This is a genomic window from Tateyamaria sp. syn59 (assembly GCF_007995245.1).
GTDB lineage: Bacteria > Pseudomonadota > Alphaproteobacteria > Rhodobacterales > Rhodobacteraceae > Tateyamaria.
Map to the genome: position 1 here is coordinate 49,900 of NZ_VCBA01000007.1, position 23,759 is coordinate 73,658.

Below are 23,759 nucleotides of genomic sequence, written 5' to 3' on the forward strand. Positions count from 1 at the left end.
CAGTTACGGATCAACATGCACGGCAAGGATGTCGGAAAGTGTTCCGTCGCTTTGCATCGCTTGCAATGATGCGTTGAAGTCGGACAGGATTTGGTCGCGGTTCGGGAAGTCCTTTCTCATGGCCATGTGAACCTCTTGCGATGTCATGACGCCCGGCACGAATTCGAGCTGGTCGTCCAAGGATGGGTCAAGCGTGCGCATGGCGTAGTTCACCACATCCACACTGTCCAACGTCAAATCCGCACGGCCAAACGCAACCATCTGCAGTGCTTGCAGGGTTGTCGTGACGGTGACCTTGTTCAGGTAATCCGCCTTGTCGAACTCATCCTCGTACAGAAAACCGTCGCCTACAGCGATGGAGTGGGGGGCCAAATCTGCAACGCTTGTGAAACTGTGGCTGCCTCCGATCCGTTGGACCAGTTGCACATCCGTTGCATAGAACGGCTGCGAGTATTCAAGAAATTCGGTCAGACCCGGATCGAAGAACAGGCTGCCCACAACATCATATTCGTTGCGCCGCACACCATCCATGATGCGGGCCCAGGGGAGGACATCGCTGACGACGGTGTATCCGGCATGTTCAAAAACGGCCGAAATCACATGCAAAGACATACCTTGTTCCGGCAGTTCGGCCCCTGAAAAGGGCGGCCATTCATCTGCAACGACGCGGATGGTCGGCTTGCCGTCGTCCGCATGGATGGCTGTCACAAGGCAGGCCCAAACCGCCAGCGAAAGGTAGAGAAGTCTCATGTCGTCCGATCCCCGAAATCGTTTGGAGAAGTGGTGACATGAAAACGCTATGTTCGCTTAATTTTCAATTAAAGGTGGCAGGTGCGTGTGCGAAAAGTGGGGACAGCGTGATCTTAAGGACATCGCCGCCGCACCCACATCCCAGCCGGAGGCCCGGCCATCTGCCTGTCCGAAAACAAGCGCCGGTGCTGCGGTGCCCACGCGCGCAGGCCGCTGCATCTTGGACATGATCTGTGTCCTTCAAAGGGCTTTGGAGATGCTGGAAGGGCACAAGGTACTGTATTTAATTTAGAAATTTCTACTAACTTTTTAGTTTGACAGAAATTTTACTTTGCGCCTAACGTAAAGACAGTCGGCAAAAACCGGCTCACATAGAAATCTGGGAGGATTAAAGATGCGCAAGTATCTTCTCTCCGCGACGGCTGTTTGTGCAGTCATTGCGGGGCATGGGACTGCTTTTGCCGACACGGCAGCAGCCCAGAAATGGATTGATCAGGAATTCCAGCCATCCACGCTCACGAAAGAAGAGCAGATGTCGGAGATGGAGTGGTTCATTCAGGCGGCTGAGCCGTTTTCCGGTATGGAAATCAACGTGCTGTCCGAGGGCATTCCGACCCACGGGTACGAATCCGAAGTGCTGACGAAGGCGTTCGAAGAAATCACCGGGATCAAGGTAAATCACCAGATCCTCGGTGAGGGCGAAGTGGTGCAGGCCGTCCAGACGCAGATGCAGACGCAACGGAACCTCTATGACGGTTATGTCAACGACTCCGACCTGATCGGCACGCATTCGCGCCTGCAACTGGCCTACAACCTGACCGAACAGATGGCGGGGGATTGGGCGGATACGACCAGCCCAACTCTAGACCTTGACGACTTCATGGGCATCCAATTCACCACGGGCCCCGACGGCAACCTCTACCAGCTGCCCGACCAGCAGTTCGCAAACCTCTACTGGTTCCGCAAGGACTGGTTCGACAACGAGGAGTACAAGGCCGCGTTCCAGGCCAAGTACGGCTATGAACTCGGTGTTCCGGTCAACTGGTCCGCTTACGAAGACATCGCCGAGTTCTTTAGCGAGGACGTCAAGGAAATCGACGGCGTCGCGATCTACGGCCACATGGACTACGGCAAACGCGCGCCCGACCTCGGCTGGCGCATGACCGATGCCTGGCTGTCGATGGCCGGTGCCGGCTCTGTGGGTGAGCCCAACGGCGTGCCCATCGACGAATGGGGCATCCGCATGGAAGCCGGATCCTGCAACCCCAACGGCGCAAGCGTCACCCGCGGTGGTGCTGCAAACGGGCCGGCGGCGGTCTACGCGATCCGCAAGTGGGACGAATGGCTGCGCGCCTACGCGCCACCCGGAGCGGCCTCCTACGACTTCTACCAGTCGCTGCCCGCCTTGGCCCAGGGCAACGTGGCCCAGCAGATCTTTTGGTACACGGCCTTCACCGCCGACATGGTCAAGCCGCAATCCGAAGGCAACAACACGGTGGACGAGGATGGCATGCCGCTCTGGCGGATGGCGCCCAGCCCGCATGGACCATACTGGACCGAAGGGCAGAAGGTTGGCTACCAGGATGTTGGGTCTTGGACCTTCCTGAAATCCACACCTTCGGACCGCGCGCAAGCGGCCTGGCTGTACGCTCAGTTCGTGACGTCCAAGACTGTCGACGTGAAAAAGTCCCACGTGGGTCTGACCTTCATCCGCGACAGCTCGGTCAACCATGAGTCGTTCACTGAACGTGCCCCCAAACTGGGGGGGCTGGTTGAGTTCTACCGTTCGCCCGACCGCGTGGCCTGGTCGCCCACTGGCATCAACGTGCCGGACTATCCGAAGCTGGCCCAAATCTGGTGGCAGCAGATCGGTGACGTGAACTCGGGCGCCTTCACGCCTCAGGAAGCGATGGACCGTCTGGCCGAGGAGATGGACATCACAATGGCCCGGATGCAGCAAGCGGATGAAGCCGCTGGTGTCTATGGTGGCTGCGGCCCGCGCCTGAACGAAGAGCGCGACGCGGAGTGGTGGTTCGCCAATGGCGGCGCCAAGCCGAAGCTGGAGAACGAAAAGCCGCAGGGCGAGACCGTCAACTACGACGAGCTGGTCGCGCGCTGGCAGCAGTAACTCCCCGTGGGCCCGCCCCTGTCGAGTGGGGGCGGGCCGACTTGGGCCGGGGCATGACGAAGCCCCGGCCTTTTACGGACACAAGGTTTCCAAAAAATGACAATCGAGCTGAAATCGGCGGTCAAGACGATCCGCGGGATCACCCATATCAAGCCGACCTCACTGGTGCTGGAGACGGGGCATTTCAATGTCCTGCTCGGGCAGACCGGATCGGGCAAGACGTCCCTGATCAAGCTGATGGCTGGCCTGGATCCGCTGGCGTCGGGCGAGGTCTGGATGGACGGGCGCGACGTGTCGAAACTGTCGACGCAGAAGCGTAACATCAGCCTCGTGCACCAGTTCTTTGTCAACTATCCGCAGATGACAGTCTTCGATAACATCGCCTCCCCCTTGCGGGTTGCAGGCATGGCGAAGTCCGAAATTCAGGGCCGTGTGGAAGAGGCGGCCGACATCCTGCAATTGCGCCCCATGCTGAACCGCCGCCCGCAGGAACTGTCGGGCGGGCAGCAGCAGCGCTGTGCCTTGGCCCGTGCGATTGCCAAGGAAAGCCGGGCAGTGTTTCTGGATGAGCCGCTGGCGAACCTTGACTACAAGTTGCGCGAGGAGTTGCGGGAGCAGTTGCCCGAGCTGTTTGCGGAGCGGGGTGCCGTGGTGGTCTATGCGACCTCCGAACCGGAAGAGGCGCTGCTGCTCGGCGGTAGGACTGCGCTGATGGATGACGGGGTTGTCACGCAGTTCGGACCGACGGCGGAGATTTACCGCAAACCTGGCAATCTGACAGCAGCCCGTGTTTTCTCGGACCCGCCGATCAATGCTGCGCGGATGTCGAAGGTGGGGACTACCGCGACGTTGGATACGGGCGCGAGTTGGACTGTTTCGGGGGCTGCGGCGGACTTGGCTGATGGGGATTACACGCTCGCCATTCGCCCGCATCACGTCACACCTGTCCCCGCGGGGACAGATTATGTGAAATTATCCGGTAAGGTTTTGGTAACCGAATTGTCCGGGTCCGAGTCCAGTGCGCATTTCGAATTGGGCGCAGAAGGGTGGGTTTCCCTGGCCCACGGGGTGCACCCCTACGAGGTTGGCGAGGCGCATGATTTCTACATGGACGCCAGCCAGGCATTTTATTTCTCCGAAGACGGGAGGCTCGTGGCCTGATGGCGAAGATCACGCTTTCGAACCTGCGCCATTCGTATCTGCCCAATCCGTCGGGTCCGGTGGACTACGCGCTCAAGGAAATCGACCTCGATTGGCAGGACGGTGGCGCTTACGCGCTGCTGGGCCCTTCGGGCTGCGGGAAATCCACGTTGCTTAATATCATCTCGGGGCTTCTGGTCCCGTCCGAAGGGCGCATCCTGTTTGATGATCGCGACGTCACCGATCTGCCGCCCGATCAACGCAACATCGCGCAGGTGTTCCAGTTCCCGGTGATCTACGACACGATGACGGTGCGGGATAATCTCGCGTTTCCCTTGCGCAATCGCGGAGTGGATCAGGCGCGGATTGCGGCCCGTGTGGCCGAGATTGCGGCGATGCTTGAGGTCGAGGAGATGCTCGACACCCGCGCATCCCATCTGAGCCCGGACAACAAGCAAAAGATTTCAATGGGCCGGGGCCTTGTCCGCGATGACGTGAATGTCGTGATGTTTGACGAGCCGCTGACAGTCATCGACCCGCATCTGAAGTGGAAGCTGCGGTCAAAGCTGAAGGAGCTGCACCAGCGGGTGAAGGCTACGATGATTTACGTGACCCACGACCAGACCGAAGCGCTGACCTTTGCCGATCAGGTGGTGGTCATGCAGGAGGGCGAGGTTGTGCAGATCGGCACGCCGGTCGAGTTGTTCGAGCGGCCGCAGCATACGTTTGTTGGGCACTTTATCGGCTCACCCGGCATGAATGTGTTGCCTGCCGAGGAACATGGTGGCGGCGCCCGTTTCCAAGGGCGACATGTCGCGCTTGAAGGGGCGGTGACCGGGCAGGGGGGCACGACCCAGATCGGTATCCGGCCGGAATTTGTGTCCCTTGCCGACGCGGGTCTGCCTGCGCGCGTGCGCAAAGTGTCCGACGTCGGACGGCACGCGGTGGTCGAAGCAATGGTGGGCGACACGCCGGTCAAGGCGATCATTGAAGGTGAACTGCCTGAACAAGGTGCAGAGGTGCATTTGGCATTCCGGCCATCTCACACGCGCCTGTATCGAGATGGTTGGCTTTCTACTGAGGTTGAGGGAGCGGCGCAGTGAAGACCGAAAATCAAAAGGCGTGGTTCTTTGTCCTGCCTGTCCTGCTGCTGGTGGCGTTCAACGCGCTGGTGCCGATCATGACCGTGGTCAACTACTCGGTGCAGGAGACATTTGGGAACAACGTGTTTTTCTGGCAGGGGCTTGATTGGTTCGAGCAAATCCTGCGGTCGGACCGTTTTCAGGCGGCTTTGGGGCGGCAGTTCCTGTTCACCTTCCTGATCCTGATTATCGAGATCCCGCTGGGGATCATCATCGCCCTGTCGATGCCGAAGAAGGGCATGTGGGTGCCTGTCTGTCTGGTCCTGATGGCGCTGCCCATGCTGATCCCTTGGAACGTCGTGGGCGCGATGTGGAACATCTTTACCCTGCCGAAGATCGGGCTGCTTGGGTACTTCATGAACGATGTGCTTGGCGTGAATTATGACATGACGCAGGACCCGCTGGCGGCGTGGATCACGATCATTGTCATGGATGTGTGGCACTGGACGTCGCTTGTGGTGCTCCTGTCTTATGCTGGCCTCGTGTCGATCCCGGATGCCTACTATCAGGCGGCGAAGATTGACGGGGCGTCTCCCTGGAAAGTGTTCCGCTACATCCAGTTGCCGAAGATGAAGACGGTGCTGACCATCGCGATCCTTCTGCGGTTCATGGACAGCTTCAACATATATACGGAGCCGTTTGTTCTGACCGGCGGGGGGCCGGGGAATTCTACGACCTTGCTGTCTATTGATCTGGTCAAGATTGCCTTGGGGCAGTTCGATCTGGGACCAGCGGCGGCGATGAGCTTGATCTATTTCGCGATCACGCTGCTGGTGTCGTGGCTGTTCTATACCCTGATGACGAAGGATGACGCGAAATGAGAAAGCGGTCCCTTATCCCGATCCTCTATATCGCCTTCCTGATGCTGCCGATCTATTGGCTGGTGGCGATGTCGTTCAAAACGACGAACGAGATCCTGTCGGGGTTCAGCCTGTTCCCGCAGACCTTTACGCTGGACAACTACAAGGTCATTTTCACCGATCCTAGTTGGTACTGGGGCTACATCAACTCGATCATCTACGTGTCACTGAACACTGTGATTTCAGTAGCGGTTGCGTTGCCCGCGGCCTATGCTTTCTCGCGCTATCGGTTCTTGGGCGACAAGCAGTTGTTTTTCTGGCTGCTGACCAACCGGATGGCGCCTGCGGCGGTGTTCGCTTTGCCGTTCTTCCAGCTTTATTCCTCGGTCGGGCTGTTCGACACGCATATCGCGGTGGCCTTGGCGCATTGCCTGTTCAACATCCCGTTGGCAGTTTGGATCCTGGAAGGGTTCATGGGCGGGGTGCCGAAGGAGTTGGACGAGACGGCCTATGTCGATGGCTATTCGTTTCCGCATTTCTTCGTCGTGATCTTCCTGCCAACGATCAAGGCGGGGGTCGGGGTGGCCGCATTTTTCTGCTTCATGTTCTCATGGGTAGAACTGCTGCTGGCGAAGACTTTGACAGCCGTGCAAGCCAAGCCCATCGCGGCGGAGATGACCAAGACGGCGTCGTCTGCAGGGTATGAGTTGGGATTGTTGGCGGCAGCGGGGACGCTGACGATCATCCCCGGGGCCATCGTGATCTACTTTGTGCGCAACTACATCGCCAAGGGCTTTGCCCTAGGGAGGGTGTGATGAAACGACTGATCTATCTGTTTGCCTTGATGCCAGCGACGGCGTGGGCGCAAGGGTGGGGCAATGTGGCGAACCAGCAGGAGGACACCGGGTTTTCGTGGACCGACCCCTTGTGGCCCGCGTTCTGGATGGCTTGGACGCCGGCGACCTTTGCGCTGTTCTGCTGCATTTTCGGTGCGATTGCGATTATTGGCCTGCTCGAAGGGTTCAAATATCGCGACGGGGTCGAACGCCGCGGCATTCTGGGCCTGACCACGACGCTGGGGGACCGGCTGTTCATCTCGCTTCTCGGCTCGGCCTATATCTTTCTGGCGTGGCTGGGGTTGGTGGGCCAGCCGCTTTGGGGGCCGCTGGGGCTGGCCATCCTGTGGGGCCTGTTTGTCTTCTGGAAGGTGTGAGAAAGCGTTTTGTGAAACGAAAGAATTCGTATTTACTTACTCCTGCGTAATGAGTGAGCGATACGTCTTGGATAGGACGGCATGAGACAAAAGAAAAAAAGCGACCTGCTGACCGAGGTGGAACTGGAGTTCATGACAGAGCTTTGGGACCTGGGTGAGGGCACCGTACGGGACGTTCTGGACAAGCTGCCCGAAGACCGGAACCTGGCCTATACCTCGGCCGCGACCATCCTGCGCATACTGGAGCAAAAGGAATTTGTGACCAGCCGCAAGGATGGCAAGCGCCATGTCTTCAAGCCGACGCTGGGCAAGGATGCGTACCAGACACGTTCACTCAAGGATCTGTCGATGAAGCTGTTTGACGACACGCCTGCGTCTTTGGTCGCACGGCTTGTCAATGATGATGCGCTGACAGAGGAAGCATTGGGGCAAATCCGGGCACTTGTGGATCGGAGGTTGAAAAATGATTCCGGGTGACGCGCTGCTCGACGCTTTCATCAATGCCAATATTCTTCTGGTTGTCGCGTATGGTCTTTGGTCCGCTGCGCGATTTTTGTTTCACCGATTTGGACTGGCACACAGTTTTGCAACGCAATTGCAGCTTCTGAACAGTGTTTTTGTCGTGATCGTGTTGTCACCATTCGTGATCCTCGGGTTCACAGCGCTGCAATCAAACGGATATGCCCAGACCGTCAATGTGAACCTGTCGGACATGGTGGTGGCTTACTACCTGAATGGCGGCTTCAGCATGCAGGCGACCGAGTTTGAACGGTTGGTCAATCTGCGGGACACGTTTTTGAACAATGTGATCAACGCGGCAGGGTGGGTCGCGTGGCTGGTGATCGCTGCGTTTTTCGTTGGGCTTGCCGTTGGTGTCGGGCGCTTGGTGTTTTCGACGTTCTGCTTGTTCCGGATCGTGTCGGCGAGCTATGCGTGGCGGCAATTCGGGCGCGTCCGCTTGCGTTTGTCTGACAATACCCTGGTGCCCTTTTCTACGCGCGGCGTGTGGTTTTACTATGTCGTCGTTCCGTCCCACATGTTGGGGCAATCGCGAGAGTTGAGCGTGTCGCTCGCCCATGAGTTCCAGCATCTGCGGCAGGGCGATATCGAGTGGGAAATCGTGCTTGAAGCGCTCAAGCCGTTCTTTTTCCTCAATCCGGCCTTTCATGCGTGGAAGCGGCAGGTCGAAAACCTGCGAGAGTTGTCTTGTGACGCCCAGGTCCTGACGCGCGGACGGATTGATGTGCGCGCTTATTGCGACACGCTTCTGGCCGTGTGCCAGCAGACGCTGCGTCGGGATCGGATGTTCGTGGTGGCGGTGCCGAAGGTGACGCTTGTTACCGCTGACCGGTCTGCGTTGCGCGATGGGCGTATGAGCTTTTTGGAACGGCGCATCCTATCCCTGCTGGACATGCGCCGCTTGCGTCGGCCCCGCTTGCTGTATCTTGCGACACTTGTTCCGCTGGCTGCGGCCATCATGCTGACCGCCTTTGCCATTCAACGCCCCGGAGACTGGAGTCAGGATCGTCTGATGCTGTCGACTGTCGTGAACCTCGAACGGCTGGACGAGATCAATCGCCTGTCCACGTTCGGGCGCATCCGGAATTAAAGCCTAGCGGTCGATCTTCCACGCGTTCGCATCTGGGTGCACCAGCTTTTGCATGGGCGGCTTATCCGGGTGACTGATCCTGTGCATCAGGGCGCGGGCAAGAAAGTCACCGGCGATGTCCACGTTTTCTTCCAACACCAGAATGCCGGGGCGAAAGCGGCGCAGGAAGCTGACCGCTTCCTTGGCTGCGATGTCAAAATCCTGTTCCAGGACCAGGCCCAACTGTTCGAGAGCCGACACCATTGTGACGCAACCGCCAATGCTGGGCGCGATCAGGGCATCGGGGCGGTCAGAGCGATTGAAAAGGGCCGTGATGGCCCGTTCGACATCGGCAATCGTGCTGTGTGACGTCGCACCTTCGACAATCGAAAACCGCACCCCTTTGTCTGCCGCCATTTTGCGGGCGCCTTCGATCATGTTCTTGGCATAGGTCTGGGTTTTGGGTGGCGCCAGCAGCGCCACGTGCTGTCTGCCGCGGTCTGCCAACGCCTCCACGGCGAGGGCGCCAAACGCAGTGTTGTCGTAGTCAAAATATGCGTGCTCTGGCGACAGCACGGTGCGACCGTGGGTCACGAAGGGAAACTTCTGCTCCATCATATAGCGCACCCGCGCATCATCCGGTTCGGTCTGGTTGATGATCAACCCATCGGCTGAGCCGGTTTCCACGATATAGCGGATCGGGGTCATCGGATCCTCATCGGGGAAATAGGGCGTGATAATCACGTGATAGGGCGTGCCGCGCAGGGCTGATGTGACGGCAGAAATCAGGCGGGCCGTGTTGTTCATCGCGTCGTGCTCGGTCGACATGACAAGCGAGATCACGTTCGTGCGCCCCGTGCGCAGCCGGACACCTGCGCGGTTCGGCCGGTAGCCGATCTGTTGCGCGATATTGCGGATCCGTTCCTTGGTGTCCTTGCGGATGTCCGGGGCGTCGGCAAGGGCACGCGAGACGGTGGGCACCGCCAGCCCAGAGAGCCGCGCAATCGTCTTGAGAGTGGGCCGCTCACCCGGCGCAAGGACGATGTCCTTGGGCGCGTTTTCAGTGCCTGACTTGGTCATGGGTGGCCCTTTCTCATGCGCGACACGGCCTTTTGGCGCCTATGCGTCGCGCGGATTGCCAGCGGAATCAAACCGTTGGCCGTATGTTGATGATTAATTCGAGTGACAGCAAAATTCTACCTTGATCGGAAAATCTAAATCGTTGTAGCAATTACTATAACGATTTAGAAGTCAGGGAGGACTCAAAATGAAGACTTTTTCAAAACTGCTGGGCTCAGTCGCCTTGCTGGGTGCGTCGGTGGCCCATGCAGGCGAGTTAGAGGTCACCCATTGGTGGACATCCGGTGGCGAGGCCGCGGCTGTGTCGGAATTTGCCAAGGCCTTTGATGCGACGGGCAACACTTGGGTGGACGGTGCCATCGCCGGCTCGGGCGGCACGGCGCGCCCCATCATCATCAGCCGTATCCTGGGTGGCGACCCGATGGGTGCCACGCAACTCAACCACGGCCGCCAAGCCGAAGAATTGATTGAGGCTGGTCTGATGACCGACCTCACCGAACTGGCCGAGGCGGAAGGGTGGACCGATCTGGTGAACCCGCCTGCGCTGCTCGATGCCTGCACGTATGAGGGGCGCATCTACTGCGTGCCTGTGAACATCCACTCATGGCAGTGGATCTGGCTCAGCCACGATGCCTTTGCCCAGATCGACACGCCCGTACCGTCGAACTGGAACGAATTTGCCGCAGCGGCACCCAAGCTCGAAGAGGCCGGGATCGTGCCGCTCGCCATGGGGCAGCAGGGCTGGCAACAAAACGGCGCCTTTGGCGTGATGACCATTGCCATTGCGGGCCTTGAAACGTGGCGCAAGGTCGTGGTCGACAAGGATGCTGATGCGGCCCGTGGGCCGGAATATGCCGCCGTGTTCGAGGCGGCCGTGGACGCCCGCACCTTTGCGGCGGATTCCAACGTGCAGGACTGGAACCTGGCCACCAACATGGTCATCACCGGTAAGGCTGGCGCGCAGATCATGGGCGACTGGGCGCAGGGCGAGTTTCAGATGGCCGGTCAGGTCGCGGGTGAGGACTACACCTGCCTGCCGGGTCTGGGCGTGAACGAAATCCTCGATACGGGCGGCGACGCGTTTTACTTCCCCGTGATTGATGACGAGGAAACGAAGAAGGCGCAGATGGCGCTGGCCTCCACCCTGATCTCACCCGAGGTGCAGGTGGCGTTCAACCTCAAGAAAGGGTCGCTGCCGGTGCGCGGTGATGTTGATTTGACGGCTGCGAATGACTGCATGCAGAAGGGCCTCGATATCCTCAAGGCCGGTGGGATCATGCCGTCGGGTGACATGAACCTGACCGCAGATACGCAAACCCAGATCGAGGACCTGATGGCCGAGTTCTGGACCTCCGATATGTCTGCTGCCGACGCGCAAGAGCGTTACGCAGACATCATTGCGTCCGCCGACTAAGGGCGCACCTCCCAGTCACCTGCCCGGGTCACCGGGCAGGTGCAGTGCGGCATAGGGCGGGGGTCCTGTTATGTCTTCTTCTTCCAAAGCGCGGCGGCCTGCGGGCCTGTTCCGCAACCTGTCGGCCAAGATCGCGTCGATCCCGATGGTGCTGACAGCACTGGTGGTGTTCGTCGGCGGTACGGCATGGACGGTGGTCTATTCCTTCACCTCGTCCAAGCTGCTGCCCAAGGCGAACTTTGTCGGGCTGGACCAGTACGAGCGGCTGTGGAGCACGCGGCGCTGGCTGATCTCGATTGAGAACCTGGCGGTCTATGGCTTTTTCTCGATGATCTTCACGTTGTTGATTGGCTTCACCCTCGCGGCGTTACTCGACCGCAAGATCAGGGGCGAGGACGTCTTTCGAACCATTTTCCTCTACCCTTTCGCGCTCAGTTTCGTGGTGACGGGTCTCGCATGGCAGTGGATCCTGAACCCCGATTTGGGTGTGCAGAACGTGGTCCGCTCGATGGGCTGGGAAAGCTTCACCTTCAACCCGCTCAACGACCCGGACATCGTGATTTATGGCATCCTGATTGCCGGTCTGTGGCAAGGCACCGGGTTGATCATGTGCATCATGCTCGCGGGCCTGCGCGGCATTGACCAGGAGATCTGGAAAGCTGCGCGTGTGGACGGGATTGGAACGGTGAAAACCTATGTCCGTATCGTCATTCCCATGATGCGTCCGGTCTTCATCACTGCGCTCGTCCTCATCGCCAGCGGGATCATCAAGATCTACGATCTGGTGGTCGCCCAGACCAATGGCGGCCCAGGTATCGCGTCCGAGGTGCCCGCGAAATACGTCATCAACTACATGTTCCGTGCCCAAAACCTGGGCCAGGGCTTTGCCGCCTCGACGATGATGCTGCTGAGCGTGGTCATCATCCTGATCCCTTGGGCCTACCTCGAATTCGGAGGCAAGAAACGTGGTTGATGCAGTGATCCCGCGCGGGCCCAAGCCCCGCCCCCGTTTTTCCCGCACCAACATCATGCTCTATGGCACGTTGATTGTCGTGGCCGCCTACTATGCTCTGCCGCTTTACGTGATGATCGTCACGTCGCTGAAGGGGATGCCGGAAATCCGCATCGGCAACATCTTTGCCCCGCCGGTCGAGGTGACCTACGAGCCGTGGGTCAAGGCATGGGCCGAAGCGTGCACAGGCATCAATTGCGAGGGGCTGAGCCGTGGCTTCTGGAACTCGGTCCAGATCCTGATCCCATCCGTGATCCTGTCCATCGCGATTGCCTCGGTGAACGGCTACGCACTTGCGAACTGGAAGTTCAAAGGGTCTGAGGTCTTCTTCACCATCCTGATCGTCGGGGCCTTCATCCCATACCAGGTGATGATCTACCCCCTCGTGATCATCCTGCGCGAGATGGGCCTTTACGGAAACATCTGGGGGCTCGTGATGGTGCACACCATCTTCGGTATGCCGATCCTGACGCTTCTCTTCCGCAACTACTTCACATCCGTGCCAGAGGAGTTGTTCAAGGCCGCTCGCGTGGACGGGGCAGGCTTCTGGGGCATCTATTTCCGCATCATGCTGCCCATGTCGCTGCCCATCTTCGTGGTGGCGATCATCCTGCAGGTCACCGGCATCTGGAACGACTTCCTGTTCGGCGTGATCTACACCAAGCCCGCCGACTACCCGATGACCGTGCAACTCAATAACATCGTCAACTCGGTGCAGGGCGTGAAGGAATACAACGTCAACATGGCCGCCACGCTGTTAACCGGTCTCGTCCCCCTCATCATCTACTTCGCATCCGGCAAACTGTTTGTCCGGGGCATCGCCGCAGGCGCGGTGAAAGGCTGATCCATGACCTCTGTTCTCGTCAAAGACCTGACCCTGAATTTCGGCGCGCTCACCGTGCTCGACAACCTCAACATAGACATCCCCGAAGGCGAGTTTCTGGTCCTTCTGGGTGCGTCGGGCTGCGGAAAATCCACGCTGCTGAACTGCATTGCCGGGCTGCTCGACGTCTCGGACGGGGAAATCCACATAGGCGACCGCAATGTGACGTGGGAAGAGCCGTCGGGTCGGGGCATCGGGATGGTGTTCCAGTCCTACGCGCTCTACCCACAGATGACGGTCGAGGGAAACCTGTCCTTTGGCCTGAAAAACGCGCGGATGCCCAAGGACGAGATAAAAAAGCGCGTGGCGCGGGCGGCGGAGATCCTGCAGATCGAACCTCTGTTGCAGCGCAAGCCAGCGGCCTTGTCCGGCGGACAGCGCCAGCGGGTTGCTATCGGGCGTGCCTTGGTTCGCGATGTCGACGTGTTCCTGTTTGACGAGCCATTGTCGAACCTCGACGCCAAACTGCGCGCTGACCTCCGGGTCGAGATCAAGCGCCTGCATCACAGCCTGAAGAACACGATGATCTACGTGACCCATGATCAGGTGGAGGCGATGACCCTCGCTGACCGGATCGCGATCATGAAAGGCGGGATCATCCAGCAACTCGACACCCCGACCGAGATCTACAACCGCCCGACCAACAAATACGTCGCCGGGTTCATCGGCAGCCCGGAGATCAATTTTTTCGAAGGTGCGGTCGAGGGCGGTGGCTTTGTCACTGGCGCAGAGCGGTTTTCGCTTCAGGGCTACACCTTTCAGAACGGGGCGCCGGGCGGTCCGGCCTGGCTGGGCATTCGACCTGAACACATCGTGTCGGGCGAGGCCGCCGCATCGTTGCCTGTGACCGCCGAGGTCACCATAGACCTGGTTGAGCCGATGGGCTCCGACACACTGGCCTGGGCCACTTTTGCCGGCATGCCGCTGCGCATTCGCATGGACGGGCAGGCAGCCGTCGCAACCGGTGACCGCATCCAGATCGGCTTTGATCCCGCCCGCGCGTCGCTCTTTGACAAGACGACCGAGGAAAGGCTCTGACCTCGATGCTGGATCTGAGCGGCACCTGGCACCTGTCGGATGAGACAGGGCAATACACCGCGCCGATGGTGCTGCCCGGTGACGGGATAAGCGCATTGCGCGATGCAGGTGTCATTCCAGACCCGTATTGGGGGCGCAACGAACATGACTTGCGCTGGATCAGCGATCGGGACTGGTTGCTGACACGCACCTTCCGCGCAACCGGTCGGCGCATGACGCTGGTGTTGTCGATGCTGGACACGGTGGTCGATGTCTCACTCAACGGCCAGACGGTGCTGCGTGCTGACAGCATGTTCCGCACATATCGCGTGGACGTATCGGACGCCTTGGTTCTGGGCCAAAACGTCATAACCCTGCACTTCCGGTCCGCGCCCCGCATGGCCAAGGCACGGGCCGAGGCGCAGCCGTTTCCCGTCCCCTTTCAGGCCGAGAATTGCCCGATCCCGCATGGCAATATGCTGCGCAAACCCGAATGCGACTTCGGTTGGGACTGGAACATCGCGCTCGCGCCATTTGGGCTCTATGGCGACATCCGGTTGGATCCGCACGGCCCGCGCATCACCGATGTGATCGTGGCGCAGCGCCATGCCGAGGGACGGGTCGTCGTCGATTGCACCGTCCATGGCGAAGGCTTCGATGAGGCCAGCGATGTATCCATCTCCCTATGTGGTGAAACAACCCTGGGGCAGATGTCTGCTGGGCGGGCCATGCTTTCCGTCGAACTCAGCGCGCCGGACCTGTGGTGGCCCGTGGGGCTGGGCGCGCAGGTTTTGCATGACCTGGTGGTGTCCGTTGCCGGGGTCGAGACCACGCGCCGTATCGGCCTGCGTGACATTCAATTGGTGACCGTGCCTGACGACAGCGGCGCATCCTTTGCCTTGCACGTCAACGGCAACCCGGTGTTCATGAAAGGCGCCAACTGGATCCCGGCCGATGCGCTTGCCGGTGCGATCACACAGGAGCGGTGTCGCGATCTCCTGCAGTCGGCGGTCGATGCCAACATGAACATGATCCGCATCTGGGGCGGCGGCCGGTACGAGCCCGACTGGTTCTACGACCTGTGCGACGAGATGGGCGTGCTGATCTGGCACGATTTCATGTTTGCCTGCCATCTCTACCCGTCGACCGACGCGTTTCTCGCCGACATTGATGATGAGGTGCGCGAACAGGTGGCCCGGTTGAACCACCACGCCTGCATTGCGCTGTGGTGCGGTGACAACGAGTTGCTCGGGGCCCTCAACTGGTACCCGGAGAGCCGGGCGAACCGGGACCGCTACCTTGTCGCCTATGACAGGTTGAACCGCACAGTCGAAACCGCCCTGAAAGAGACAGCGCCCACCGCGATCTGGTGGCCCTCCAGCCCGTCACCGGGCCTGATGGATTTCAGTGACAACTGGCACGATGACCGGTCAGGCGACATGCACTTCTGGTCAGTCTGGCACGAGGGCCGCGACTTTGAACACTACCGCGACGTGCGGCCCCGCTTCTGTTCCGAGTTCGGCTTCCAGTCCTACCCGTCGATGGACGTCATCCGCCGCTTTGCCGATCCTGCCGACTTCAACATCGCCTCACCGGTCATGGAAAGCCATCAGAAGAACGCAGGCGGCAACGCCCGGATCGCCGAGACGATGTTCCGCTACTTCCGATTTCCCCACGGGTTCGAGGATTTCGTCTATCTCAGCCAGGTGCAACAGGCCCTCGCCATCAAGACCGCCGTCACCCATTGGCGCGGGCTCAAGCCGCACTGCATGGGCACGCTCTACTGGCAGCTCAATGACACTTGGCCGGTCTGTTCCTGGTCGAGCCTTGATCACGGCGGGGGCTGGAAGCTCTTGCATCATGCGGCACGCCGGTTCTATGCGGATGTGACTGTGATGGCCGTTCCGGAAGGGGACCAGATCACTCTGCGCGCCGTGAACGATACACTGGCGCCATGCACTGTCGCTGTCGATGCCTTCGCCGTTGCGCCATCGGGCGCTATGCGCCAGCTTGAGAGCGCTTCATTGACCGCGCCCACAGATCACGCGGTCCAGATCCTGTCGATCCTCCGGACAGCGCTCAATGACGATGAGGTTTTGTGGTTCGACTGGACGGTCGATGGCAAAGGCACGCAATCAGATCACTTTGCGCCACGCCGCTACAAATCCTATCCGCTTGTCGCGCCGGGCATTTCAACAGACAGCGCTCAGGACGGTGCGGCGTGGTGCATCACGCTGACTGCTGAGCATCTTGCCTTGTTTGTGGCGATAGAGGCCGATCAGCCTGGCCGCTTCAGCGACAATTGCTTTGATCTGATCCCGGGCCGCCCTGTCAGCATCCGCTTCCAACCGTGCGATGGGACCGTCCGACCGACATTCATCCTGCGCGACCTTCACTCCGCGACATACCATACCTGAAAGGCCCCGACATGACCGCTTTGTCCTACCAGCTCTACAGTTCGCGCCAGTTTCCACCGCTCGAAGACACGCTCCAGATGCTTGCCGAGATTGGCTATGCCCATGTCGAAGGCTATGGCGCGCTCGTGGCCGATACCGATGCAATGAATGCGCTCGAAAGGGGCCTGCAGGCAACGGGCCTGACGATGCCAAGCTGCCATGTGGGTCTGGCGATGTGCGAAAGCCATCCCGATGCGGTCCTCGCCATCGCCGCGCGCTTCGGGATCGACACGGTTGTGATCCCGTTCATCATGCCGGATGACCGACCGACAGACGCGGCAGGATGGCGCGCGTTTGGCGGGCGACTTGCTGTGGTAGCTGACAAGCTGGCCGCGTCCGGACGCAGGCTTGCCTATCACAACCATGATTTCGAATTCATGCCGCTTGCCGATGGCAGCTTGCCGATCGACCTGATCCTGGACGCCGCACCTGACGTGCTCTTCGAATATGACGTGGCGTGGGCCGTGCGTGCAGGCGCTGACCCGATGGCACCCATCGACCACTACGGCGCTCGAATCGCCATTGCGCATCTCAAGGATATTGCGCCCGAAGGCGAGGCGGCGGACGAGGATGGTTGGGCGGATGTGGGGCACGGCACGATGGCGTGGCCCGCGCTGTTCAATGCACTCAAAGCCGCGGGCACCAAGCACTTCGCCGCCGAACATGACAATCCCAGCGATCACCGTCGATTTGCCCAACGCTCATTCGACGCGACCCAGACTTTTTGAAGGAGACGGCCATGCAAGGCATTGGCATCATCGGCTGCGGCAACATCTCGACCGCATATCTCACCCTCGCGCCCCTGTTCAAAGGGCTCGAGGTGCGCGCGGTTGCCGATCTGAACCCCGCCGCCGCACAGGCGCAGGCCGCAGCATTCGGCGTGCGCGCAAACACGGTCGATGGGCTGCTGGCGGCCGACGACATCGACATCGTGGTGAACCTGACCATCCCGGATGCGCATTTCGATGTGACGCGCGCAATCCTCGAGGCGGGCAAACACGCCTATTCCGAAAAGCCCATCGTGCTGACGCAAGAACAGGGCGAGGTTCTGCGCCGTCTCGCTGCAGAGAAAAATCTGCGCATTGGCTCAGCCCCCGACACGTTTCTGGGCGGCGCACATCAGGCGGCGCGGGCGGCCATTGACGCGGGCCGTATCGGCGACGTTGTCGCGGGCACCGCGCATGTGATGAGCCACGGGATGGAGCATTGGCATCCCAATCCCGACTTCTTCTTCCTGCCGGGGGCCGGGCCGATGCTGGACATCGGGCCCTACTATGTGACCAATCTTGTGCAGCTTCTGGGCCCGGTGCAGCGGGTCGGCGCGCTTACGTCAACGCCATCCAAAACGCGCACGATACTGTCTGAGCCGCGGCGTGGCGAGGTGATCCCGGTCAAGACACCCACAAACATCCATGCGCTTCTGGAGTTCGTGAACGGGGCGACAATAACATTGTCCACGTCCTGGGACGTCTGGGTGCACCGCCACGGCAATATGGAACTCTACGGGACCGAAGGGACGATGTTCCTGCCGGATCCCAACTGGTTCTCGGGCACGGTCGAAGTGACGGGCAAGGATGGCGAAACCCATACGCTCGACACGGAAACCCACCCGCTGGGCGTGCCCAATCAAGAGAACAACGGAACCGCCAAGGCGAACTACCGCACAGCTGGCTTGGCCGAGATGGCGGCGGCGATGAACGAGGGGCGTCCGCACAGGTGTTCGCTGGAACTGGCGCTGCACGCCGTTGATGTGATGACCTCGGTCCTGAAGGCGGGTGAGACCGGTGAAATGATCACGCTGTCCACGACTTGTACGCGGCCAGAGCCATTAACGGACGACGCCGCGAAAGCACTGTTGAAGTAAGGCAAAGGGCGCAGTCTATGCGCCCTTGTCCAGATACCGGGTCAGCGCAGCATCCACGCCGTCGGCCCAGATCACACGCAACCACTTTTCGAACGATGTGCTGAAGGTCGGCACATCCGCCAGGTCCTGATAATATTGGCTTTGCGCCAACCAGGCCCCTGGATCGATCCTGGCCGCTTCGGCGGCAGGAACAAGCGTGTCCCAATGCGGGTCATTGGCTGCGATCCCGCTGCCGTCCTGCCGCGTGCCTTCGCACATGCGCGCCCAGAGCGCTTCGACCAGGCTCAACCCTTCGACGGTGCCACCGGCCGCCAGCGCGTCGCGCAAAATCGGCAGCACAAAGCCTGTGTGGCGGGATGAGCCATCGAAGGCCACGCGCCGCGTCGTGTCTCGGATCTCCGGGTTGGAAAAACGGGCTTCGATCAGATCCACATAGGCACTGGGCGTAAAGCCCGGCACGTCCGAGACGTAAGGCGCGATCTCTTCCATCTGCACCTTGCGAAAGAACGCGCGGATCAGGCGGTGCGACATGCAGTCGGCAATCGTCGGCAGGCCCAGCAACTCGCCCGCATTGGCAAGGACCTGGTGGCCCGCGTTCAGGATCCGGATCTTCATCGCCTCATAATCGTGGACGCGGTCAGTGAAAATCGCACCGGCCTTGTCCCAATCCGGGCGGCCTGCGCAAAATGCATCCTCAATGACCCATTGGCGGAAGTTTTCGTGGGTGACCGGGGCCGCATCCGCAATTCCGAACTGCGCTGCCAGCGCGATCTCGCTCGGTCCTGTGGCGGGCACGATGCAATCCACCATCGAATTGGGAAATGTTGCGTGCGCAGTGAGCCAATCGGCAAGGTCAGGATCCGTTGCCCGCGCCAGCGACACGATCACGTCCCGCAGGATGTCGCCGTTGCCCTGCAGGTTATCACAGCTTTGGCTGGTGAACGGCGCGTGGCCCGCCGCCATACGCTGCGACAGGGCCCCAACCATGGCGCCGAAGGCCGTGATCGGTGCGCCGGGATGTGCGATGTCGTGGGCGATGTCCGGGTGTGTCAGGTCCAGCCCGCCAGAGGCCGCATCGATGTAATAGCCGCCTTCGGTCACCGTCAGGGCGACAATGCGGATATCGGGCAGTGCCATGGCGCCGATCAGCGCAGCGTTGTCATGTTCAACGGGCAGAAAGTCGATCATGGAGCCGACGACCTCCGCCGAGGTGCCGCTTGGGTCCAGTTCGATCAGCGTGGTCAGACAATCCTGCGCCAGCAGCTTGTCCCGCATCACCGCATCACCGGGGCGCACGCCCGCGCCGATGATCGCCCAGTCCTGCGCCAGCCCCTCCTGCATCAATCGATGCAGATACCACGCCTGATGCCCACGGTGAAAATTGCCCACCCCAATATGGACGATGCCGGGGCGCAAGGCGCGCCGGTCATAGGTGGGACGCAGCACGCTTTCGGGCAGCGCCGCTACAGTCGCCTCCGACAGCGGAAGGGCGGGGCGCTTTTCGGAACCATCTGCCATCAGCTCATCCATTGTCCGCCATCGACGTTGTAACACTGCGCGACGATGTACTCGGCCTCGTCACTCGCCAGAAACACGGCCATCCCGGTCAGATCCTCGGCCGTGCCCATACGACCATACGGCACCGCCTCGCCCACTTCACGTTTCTTCTGGCCCGGCGCCTTGCCCTCGTATTTGGCAAAGAACGCATCGACCCCGTCCCAATGCTCGCCATCGACCACACCGGGGGCGATGGCGTTCACGTTGATGCCGTGCCGGATCAGGTTCAGACCGGCCGACTGGGTCAGGCTGATCACAGCCGCTTTTGTCGCGCAGTAGACAGCCACCAGTGGCTCGCCCCGACGGCCCGCCTGACTGGCCATGTTGATGATCCGACCCTTGGTACCCGTGTCGATCATGTGCTGCGCGACGGCTTGCAGGGTAAAAAGCGTCCCCTTGACGTTGATGTCGAAGCAGCGGGCAAAGTCGTTTTCCGTGATCTCGGTGATGGGCGCTGCGGTAAAGATCGCGGCGTTGTTGACCAGGATGTCAATCGGGCCAAAGCCTGCCGCTTCCGCCGTGCCAATTGCCTCACGAATACTGCCGGTGTCGGTCACATCCATCCTGACGGGCAGGACGTTATCCTTGTCGATGGATGCGGCCGTCTCGGCGGCTCGGTCCACATCAATATCTGCAATCACAACCCGCGCACCCTCGCGCACGTAAGCCTCGGCAAAGGCTTGACCGATCCCGCGTGCGGCCCCTGTGATCAGAGCTGTCTTGCCTGCAAGCCGCGTCATGCGATCCGCAACCCCTCGGCGTCAAAACGGTGGATCACATCCTCGCGCGGAGCGAGGCGCACGCGGTCGCCGTGCTTGAACCCGACCTCGCCGTCCGCTCGCACGGTGATGGTCTCTGCCAGCCCCGAGTTGTGAATGTGGAAAAACGTGTCCGACCCAAGATGCTCCGACACGCCCACAGTGCCTTCCCAAGGGCCGCTATCCGCAGACACCGTAATATGCTCGGGCCGGATGCCGATGGTCTTGGCACCATGCTTCTCGGCCTCCGACCCTTCGATGAAGTTCATCTTGGGCGACCCGATAAAACCCGCTACAAACAGGTTCCGCGGCGTGCGATAGAGATCGAGGGGGGAGCCGACCTGTTCGATATGCCCCGCCCGCAGCACGACGATCTTGTTGGCCATGGTCATCGCCTCAACCTGATCGTGGGTCACGTAGATCATCGTGGTCGCCAACCGGTTGTGCAGTTCGGAAATCTCCAGCCGCATCCCCACACGCAACGCTGCATCCAGGTTCGATAGCGGTTCGTCAAACAGGAATGCCGCAGGCTCGCGCACAATGGCCCGACCGATGGCAACCCGCTGGCGCTGACCGCCAGAGAGTTGCCCCGGCTTCTGCTCGAGGTAATCGGCGAGGTTCAGTATCTTGGCGGCCCCTTCGACCTTCTTGTCGATCTCGGCCTGATCCATCTTTGCCATCCGCAGGGGGAAGGCGATGTTCTTGCGCACGGTCATGTGCGGATAAAGCGCATAGGACTGAAACACCATGGCGAGCCCACGCTTTGATGGCGGCACTCGCGTGGCATCCTCGCCGTCAATCAGGATCTGGCCCGATGTGGTTTCCTCCAGCCCCGCGATCAGCCGCAGCAGCGTGGACTTGCCGCACCCTGATGGGCCGACAAAGACCGCGAACTCTCCATCCTCGATGGTGAGGTTCAGGGGCGGGATCACTTGCGCATCCCCGAAACTCTTGGTCACGTTTTCCAGTACGATACGTCCCATTGGTTTTCCTTTTATGCGGTTCCGCGTTGCGTGGTGCGCGCGGGCATTCCTATTTGACGGCGCCGAAGGTGAGACCTTGGACCAGTTGTTTTTGGCAGAACCAGCCCAGCACGATGATCGGGCCAACGGCGGCGGCAGAGACGGCGGACAGGCGGCCAAAGAACAGCCCCTCGGGCGCCCGGTTGCCTTCGATGAGCTTGGACAGGGTCGCGGCTTCGGTCGTCGTCAGGCGGACGGTCCAATACGCCTCGTTCCAGCAAAAGATGAAGCACAGCAGCGCGGTCGAGGCGATGCCGCCCCAGGCCAGCGGGATCAGGATTTCCTTGACCTCACCCCATGTACTGACGCCGTCCATCTGCCCCGCTTCGATGATGTCCTTGGGAATCTCCTTGAAGTAGGTGAATAGCATCCAGATCACGATCGGCAGGTTGATCAGCATCAGCACGACGATGATCAGGAAATGCGTGTCAAAGACGCCGAGGCTCTTGGTCAGGAACGTCATCGGATACAGCACGGCGGCAGCGGGCAGCATCTTGGTCGACAGCATCCACATCAGCACGTCCTTGGTAGAACGCGACGGGTTGAAGGCCATGGCGTAAGCGCATGGAATGCCGACAGCGAGGGCGAACACGGTGGCAAAGACAGACGTGATGACCGAGTTCGTAGCAAAGCGCCAGTAGTCGTAGTTCTCGGTCATGTTCAGGTAGTTCTCGAGCGTCGGCGTGAAGAACAACAGGAACTCGGGCTTCACCGCATCCGCGTCCGTCTTGAAGCTGGTGAGGATCATCCAGAAGATGGGGAAGAAGAACAGCAGACCCACGATCCACGCCAGCACAGGGCGGCTCAGTTTTCCGAAGCGGGAGGTTTCAGCAACGATGGCCATGGTGCTTACTCCATCAATGTCTTGCCGATCATCCGCAGCAGGAAGATGGCAACGATGTTGGCGAGGATGACGGCGAAGATGCCTGTGGCGCTGGCGGCGCCGATGTTGTTGTTGGCAAATTCGCCGATCAGATAGGGCAGGTTCTTGTTTCCGTTGCCGCGGCTGACGATCTCGATCTCGGCATAAAGCGACAGGTGGAAAATGGCCTGGATCATCACCACGATGGCGATGGGGCGCGACAGGTGGGGCAGGGTCAGGAAGCGGAATTGCGACCACAGTCCGGCACCGTCCAGCACGGCGGCTTCCTTCTGCTGCTGGTCTTCAGATTGCAGCGAGGTCATGAAGATCAGGACCGCAAAAGGCGTCCACTGCCACGTCACCATGATGATGACCGCATAGGCCGATGTCTGCGTGGCGCGGAATGAAATCGGCTCAAGCTGCGGCCATAGGGAGAAGAACCAACCGACGACCGGCGCATTCTGCAGCGAGGCGATCATCCCGTTGATGCCGTTGACGGCAAGACCCTGCAGGCCCAACACCGGATCGAGGATCATGTTGATCCACAACACCGCGTTCACGGCAGGCATCACGAAAAAGGGCGAAATCAACAGAACCCGTACAATCCCGCGCCCCGGAAAGGCCTTGTTGATGAGGACCGCAATGAGCACACCCAGGATCACGGTCAGGAACAGAATGCTGCACACAATCAATAGGCTGTTCTGAATGGCGAACAAAAAGTCCTTGTTGTTCAGAACGAACTGGTAGTTCCCAAACCCGCGCCAGTTGCTGAGCGACGGTGTCGTCCATTCCGGGCGGCGCAGGCTGTTCAGCACATAGCGGATGAAAGAGAAGTAGAGCGTCATCCCCAGCGGGATCAGCATCCAAATCAGCAGCAGCAGAACGGCCGGTGTTTGGAGCAGGCGAGGAAGCTTTCTATCGGACATGACCCTAGACCCCGGCGCCGCGCGTCTCATGCGGTGCCAATTGAAATGAAGATGCGTTATCAGAGTGCCAGCTTAGGCCAATTCAGGTTTTGCGAAACCCGCTTGAGCACGTCGCTGGGAGGGTGGGAGGCCCGAACAGGCGGACCT

At 60.2% G+C, this 23,759-nt stretch carries 22 protein-coding genes; 15 read left to right on the forward strand and 7 right to left on the reverse strand.

The window, feature by feature from the left end; translation table 11 throughout:
• Positions 1 to 3: 3 nt before the first annotated feature.
• Positions 4 to 750 carry an ABC transporter substrate-binding protein gene (locus FD715_RS14410; protein ID WP_147111037.1) on the reverse strand — a complete coding sequence of 249 codons (747 nt, stop codon included), beginning with the start codon at positions 748 to 750 and terminating at the stop codon, positions 4 to 6.
• Between the two features lie 394 nt (positions 751 to 1,144).
• On the opposite strand from FD715_RS14410, the gene FD715_RS14415 reads away from it, so the two are divergent.
• The 8 genes from FD715_RS14415 (at position 1,145) to FD715_RS14450 (ending at position 8,782) form a co-directional block, all read left to right on the forward strand.
• Positions 1,145 to 2,878, forward strand: a complete 1,734-nt coding sequence (locus FD715_RS14415) for an ABC transporter substrate-binding protein (protein ID WP_147111040.1) — start codon at positions 1,145 to 1,147, stop codon at positions 2,876 to 2,878.
• Positions 2,879 to 2,974: 96 nt separating this feature from the next.
• Positions 2,975 to 4,039, forward strand: a complete 1,065-nt coding sequence (locus tag FD715_RS14420) for an ABC transporter ATP-binding protein (RefSeq protein WP_147111044.1) — start codon at positions 2,975 to 2,977, stop codon at positions 4,037 to 4,039.
• Positions 4,039 to 5,121: an ABC transporter ATP-binding protein gene (locus tag FD715_RS14425; protein WP_147111047.1), complete on the forward strand. Its 1,083-nt coding sequence runs from the start codon at positions 4,039 to 4,041 to the stop codon at positions 5,119 to 5,121. The genes FD715_RS14420 and FD715_RS14425 overlap by 1 nt, the downstream gene beginning before the upstream one ends.
• A complete protein-coding gene (locus FD715_RS14430; protein ID WP_039683058.1) occupies positions 5,118 to 5,981 on the forward strand; it encodes a carbohydrate ABC transporter permease in 864 nt (287 codons plus the stop codon). The genes FD715_RS14425 and FD715_RS14430 overlap by 4 nt, the downstream gene beginning before the upstream one ends.
• Positions 5,978 to 6,775, forward strand: a complete 798-nt coding sequence (locus FD715_RS14435) for a carbohydrate ABC transporter permease (RefSeq protein WP_039683056.1) — start codon at positions 5,978 to 5,980, stop codon at positions 6,773 to 6,775. Before FD715_RS14430 ends, FD715_RS14435 begins: the two co-directional genes overlap by 4 nt.
• A gap of 128 nt (positions 6,776 to 6,903) precedes the next feature.
• Positions 6,904 to 7,173 carry a DUF2160 domain-containing protein gene (locus tag FD715_RS14440; RefSeq protein WP_370455411.1) on the forward strand — a complete coding sequence of 90 codons (270 nt, stop codon included), beginning with the start codon at positions 6,904 to 6,906 and terminating at the stop codon, positions 7,171 to 7,173.
• 81 nt (positions 7,174 to 7,254) lie between these two features.
• Complete coding sequence (locus FD715_RS14445; RefSeq protein ID WP_039683054.1) at positions 7,255 to 7,650, forward strand: BlaI/MecI/CopY family transcriptional regulator; 396 nt, start codon at positions 7,255 to 7,257, stop codon at positions 7,648 to 7,650.
• On the forward strand, positions 7,637 to 8,782 hold the full coding sequence (locus FD715_RS14450; protein WP_147111053.1) for a M56 family metallopeptidase: 1,146 nt from the start codon (positions 7,637 to 7,639) through the stop codon (positions 8,780 to 8,782). The genes FD715_RS14445 and FD715_RS14450 overlap by 14 nt, the downstream gene beginning before the upstream one ends.
• A gap of 3 nt (positions 8,783 to 8,785) precedes the next feature.
• Here FD715_RS14450 and FD715_RS14455 read toward each other — a convergent pair whose 3' ends face one another.
• Complete coding sequence (locus FD715_RS14455; RefSeq protein WP_147111056.1) at positions 8,786 to 9,841, reverse strand: LacI family transcriptional regulator; 1,056 nt, start codon at positions 9,839 to 9,841, stop codon at positions 8,786 to 8,788.
• A gap of 187 nt (positions 9,842 to 10,028) precedes the next feature.
• Between FD715_RS14455 and FD715_RS14460 the strand changes: the two genes are divergently transcribed.
• The 7 genes from FD715_RS14460 (at position 10,029) to FD715_RS14490 (ending at position 18,487) form a co-directional block, all read left to right on the forward strand.
• Positions 10,029 to 11,255 (forward strand): ABC transporter substrate-binding protein, encoded by a 1,227-nt coding sequence (locus FD715_RS14460; protein ID WP_147111058.1) that lies wholly within the window; start codon positions 10,029 to 10,031, stop codon positions 11,253 to 11,255.
• 70 nt (positions 11,256 to 11,325) lie between these two features.
• Positions 11,326 to 12,228 (forward strand): carbohydrate ABC transporter permease, encoded by a 903-nt coding sequence (locus FD715_RS14465; protein ID WP_147111061.1) that lies wholly within the window; start codon positions 11,326 to 11,328, stop codon positions 12,226 to 12,228.
• On the forward strand, positions 12,221 to 13,111 hold the full coding sequence (locus tag FD715_RS14470) for a carbohydrate ABC transporter permease (protein WP_223274895.1): 891 nt from the start codon (positions 12,221 to 12,223) through the stop codon (positions 13,109 to 13,111). Before FD715_RS14465 ends, FD715_RS14470 begins: the two co-directional genes overlap by 8 nt.
• A gap of 3 nt (positions 13,112 to 13,114) precedes the next feature.
• On the forward strand, positions 13,115 to 14,188 hold the full coding sequence (locus tag FD715_RS14475) for an ABC transporter ATP-binding protein (RefSeq protein WP_147111064.1): 1,074 nt from the start codon (positions 13,115 to 13,117) through the stop codon (positions 14,186 to 14,188).
• A 5-nt stretch (positions 14,189 to 14,193) separates the two neighbouring features.
• Entirely contained in the window at positions 14,194 to 16,584 is a 2,391-nt protein-coding gene (locus tag FD715_RS14480) for a glycoside hydrolase family 2 protein (protein WP_147111067.1), read from the forward strand.
• Positions 16,585 to 16,595: 11 nt separating this feature from the next.
• Positions 16,596 to 17,351, forward strand: coding sequence for a sugar phosphate isomerase/epimerase (locus FD715_RS14485; RefSeq protein WP_147111070.1), 756 nt, complete (start codon positions 16,596 to 16,598; stop codon positions 17,349 to 17,351).
• An 11-nt stretch (positions 17,352 to 17,362) separates the two neighbouring features.
• Positions 17,363 to 18,487, forward strand: coding sequence for a Gfo/Idh/MocA family protein (locus FD715_RS14490; RefSeq protein WP_147111073.1), 1,125 nt, complete (start codon positions 17,363 to 17,365; stop codon positions 18,485 to 18,487).
• A 15-nt stretch (positions 18,488 to 18,502) separates the two neighbouring features.
• On the opposite strand, the gene FD715_RS14495 is transcribed toward FD715_RS14490, so the two are convergent.
• From FD715_RS14495 to FD715_RS14515, 5 genes are read right to left on the reverse strand one after another with little or no spacing between them, the layout of a single operon-like run.
• Positions 18,503 to 20,005: a mannitol dehydrogenase family protein gene (locus FD715_RS14495; RefSeq protein WP_147111076.1), complete on the reverse strand. Its 1,503-nt coding sequence runs from the start codon at positions 20,003 to 20,005 to the stop codon at positions 18,503 to 18,505.
• Entirely contained in the window at positions 20,005 to 20,784 is a 780-nt protein-coding gene (locus FD715_RS14500; protein WP_147111079.1) for an L-iditol 2-dehydrogenase, read from the reverse strand. Before FD715_RS14500 ends, FD715_RS14495 begins: the two co-directional genes overlap by 1 nt.
• Positions 20,781 to 21,785, reverse strand: coding sequence for an ABC transporter ATP-binding protein (locus tag FD715_RS14505; protein WP_147111083.1), 1,005 nt, complete (start codon positions 21,783 to 21,785; stop codon positions 20,781 to 20,783). The genes FD715_RS14500 and FD715_RS14505 overlap by 4 nt, the downstream gene beginning before the upstream one ends.
• A gap of 49 nt (positions 21,786 to 21,834) precedes the next feature.
• Positions 21,835 to 22,668, reverse strand: a complete 834-nt coding sequence (locus FD715_RS14510; protein WP_147111086.1) for a carbohydrate ABC transporter permease — start codon at positions 22,666 to 22,668, stop codon at positions 21,835 to 21,837.
• A 5-nt stretch (positions 22,669 to 22,673) separates the two neighbouring features.
• Positions 22,674 to 23,612: a carbohydrate ABC transporter permease gene (locus FD715_RS14515; protein ID WP_147111089.1), complete on the reverse strand. Its 939-nt coding sequence runs from the start codon at positions 23,610 to 23,612 to the stop codon at positions 22,674 to 22,676.
• Positions 23,613 to 23,759: the final 147 nt, after the last annotated feature.

Coding starts and splice junctions, on each gene's coding strand:
- FD715_RS14495 (WP_147111076.1), bottom strand. CDS start 20,005: ATGGCAGATGGTTCCGAAAAGCGCCCCGCCCTTCCGCTGTCGGAGGCG.
- FD715_RS14425 (WP_147111047.1), top strand. CDS start 4,039: ATGGCGAAGATCACGCTTTCGAACCTGCGCCATTCGTATCTGCCCAAT.
- FD715_RS14460 (WP_147111058.1), top strand. CDS start 10,029: ATGAAGACTTTTTCAAAACTGCTGGGCTCAGTCGCCTTGCTGGGTGCG.
- FD715_RS14505 (WP_147111083.1), bottom strand. CDS start 21,785: ATGGGACGTATCGTACTGGAAAACGTGACCAAGAGTTTCGGGGATGCG.
- FD715_RS14420 (WP_147111044.1), top strand. CDS start 2,975: ATGACAATCGAGCTGAAATCGGCGGTCAAGACGATCCGCGGGATCACC.
- FD715_RS14445 (WP_039683054.1), top strand. CDS start 7,255: ATGAGACAAAAGAAAAAAAGCGACCTGCTGACCGAGGTGGAACTGGAG.
- FD715_RS14435 (WP_039683056.1), top strand. CDS start 5,978: ATGAGAAAGCGGTCCCTTATCCCGATCCTCTATATCGCCTTCCTGATG.
- FD715_RS14515 (WP_147111089.1), bottom strand. CDS start 23,612: ATGTCCGATAGAAAGCTTCCTCGCCTGCTCCAAACACCGGCCGTTCTG.
- FD715_RS14415 (WP_147111040.1), top strand. CDS start 1,145: ATGCGCAAGTATCTTCTCTCCGCGACGGCTGTTTGTGCAGTCATTGCG.
- FD715_RS14410 (WP_147111037.1), bottom strand. CDS start 750: ATGAGACTTCTCTACCTTTCGCTGGCGGTTTGGGCCTGCCTTGTGACA.
- FD715_RS14465 (WP_147111061.1), top strand. CDS start 11,326: ATGTCTTCTTCTTCCAAAGCGCGGCGGCCTGCGGGCCTGTTCCGCAAC.
- FD715_RS14500 (WP_147111079.1), bottom strand. CDS start 20,784: ATGACGCGGCTTGCAGGCAAGACAGCTCTGATCACAGGGGCCGCACGC.
- FD715_RS14440 (WP_370455411.1), top strand. CDS start 6,904: ATGGCTTGGACGCCGGCGACCTTTGCGCTGTTCTGCTGCATTTTCGGT.
- FD715_RS14475 (WP_147111064.1), top strand. CDS start 13,115: ATGACCTCTGTTCTCGTCAAAGACCTGACCCTGAATTTCGGCGCGCTC.
- FD715_RS14455 (WP_147111056.1), bottom strand. CDS start 9,841: ATGACCAAGTCAGGCACTGAAAACGCGCCCAAGGACATCGTCCTTGCG.
- FD715_RS14480 (WP_147111067.1), top strand. CDS start 14,194: ATGCTGGATCTGAGCGGCACCTGGCACCTGTCGGATGAGACAGGGCAA.
- FD715_RS14510 (WP_147111086.1), bottom strand. CDS start 22,668: ATGGCCATCGTTGCTGAAACCTCCCGCTTCGGAAAACTGAGCCGCCCT.
- FD715_RS14490 (WP_147111073.1), top strand. CDS start 17,363: ATGCAAGGCATTGGCATCATCGGCTGCGGCAACATCTCGACCGCATAT.
- FD715_RS14485 (WP_147111070.1), top strand. CDS start 16,596: ATGACCGCTTTGTCCTACCAGCTCTACAGTTCGCGCCAGTTTCCACCG.
- FD715_RS14450 (WP_147111053.1), top strand. CDS start 7,637: ATGATTCCGGGTGACGCGCTGCTCGACGCTTTCATCAATGCCAATATT.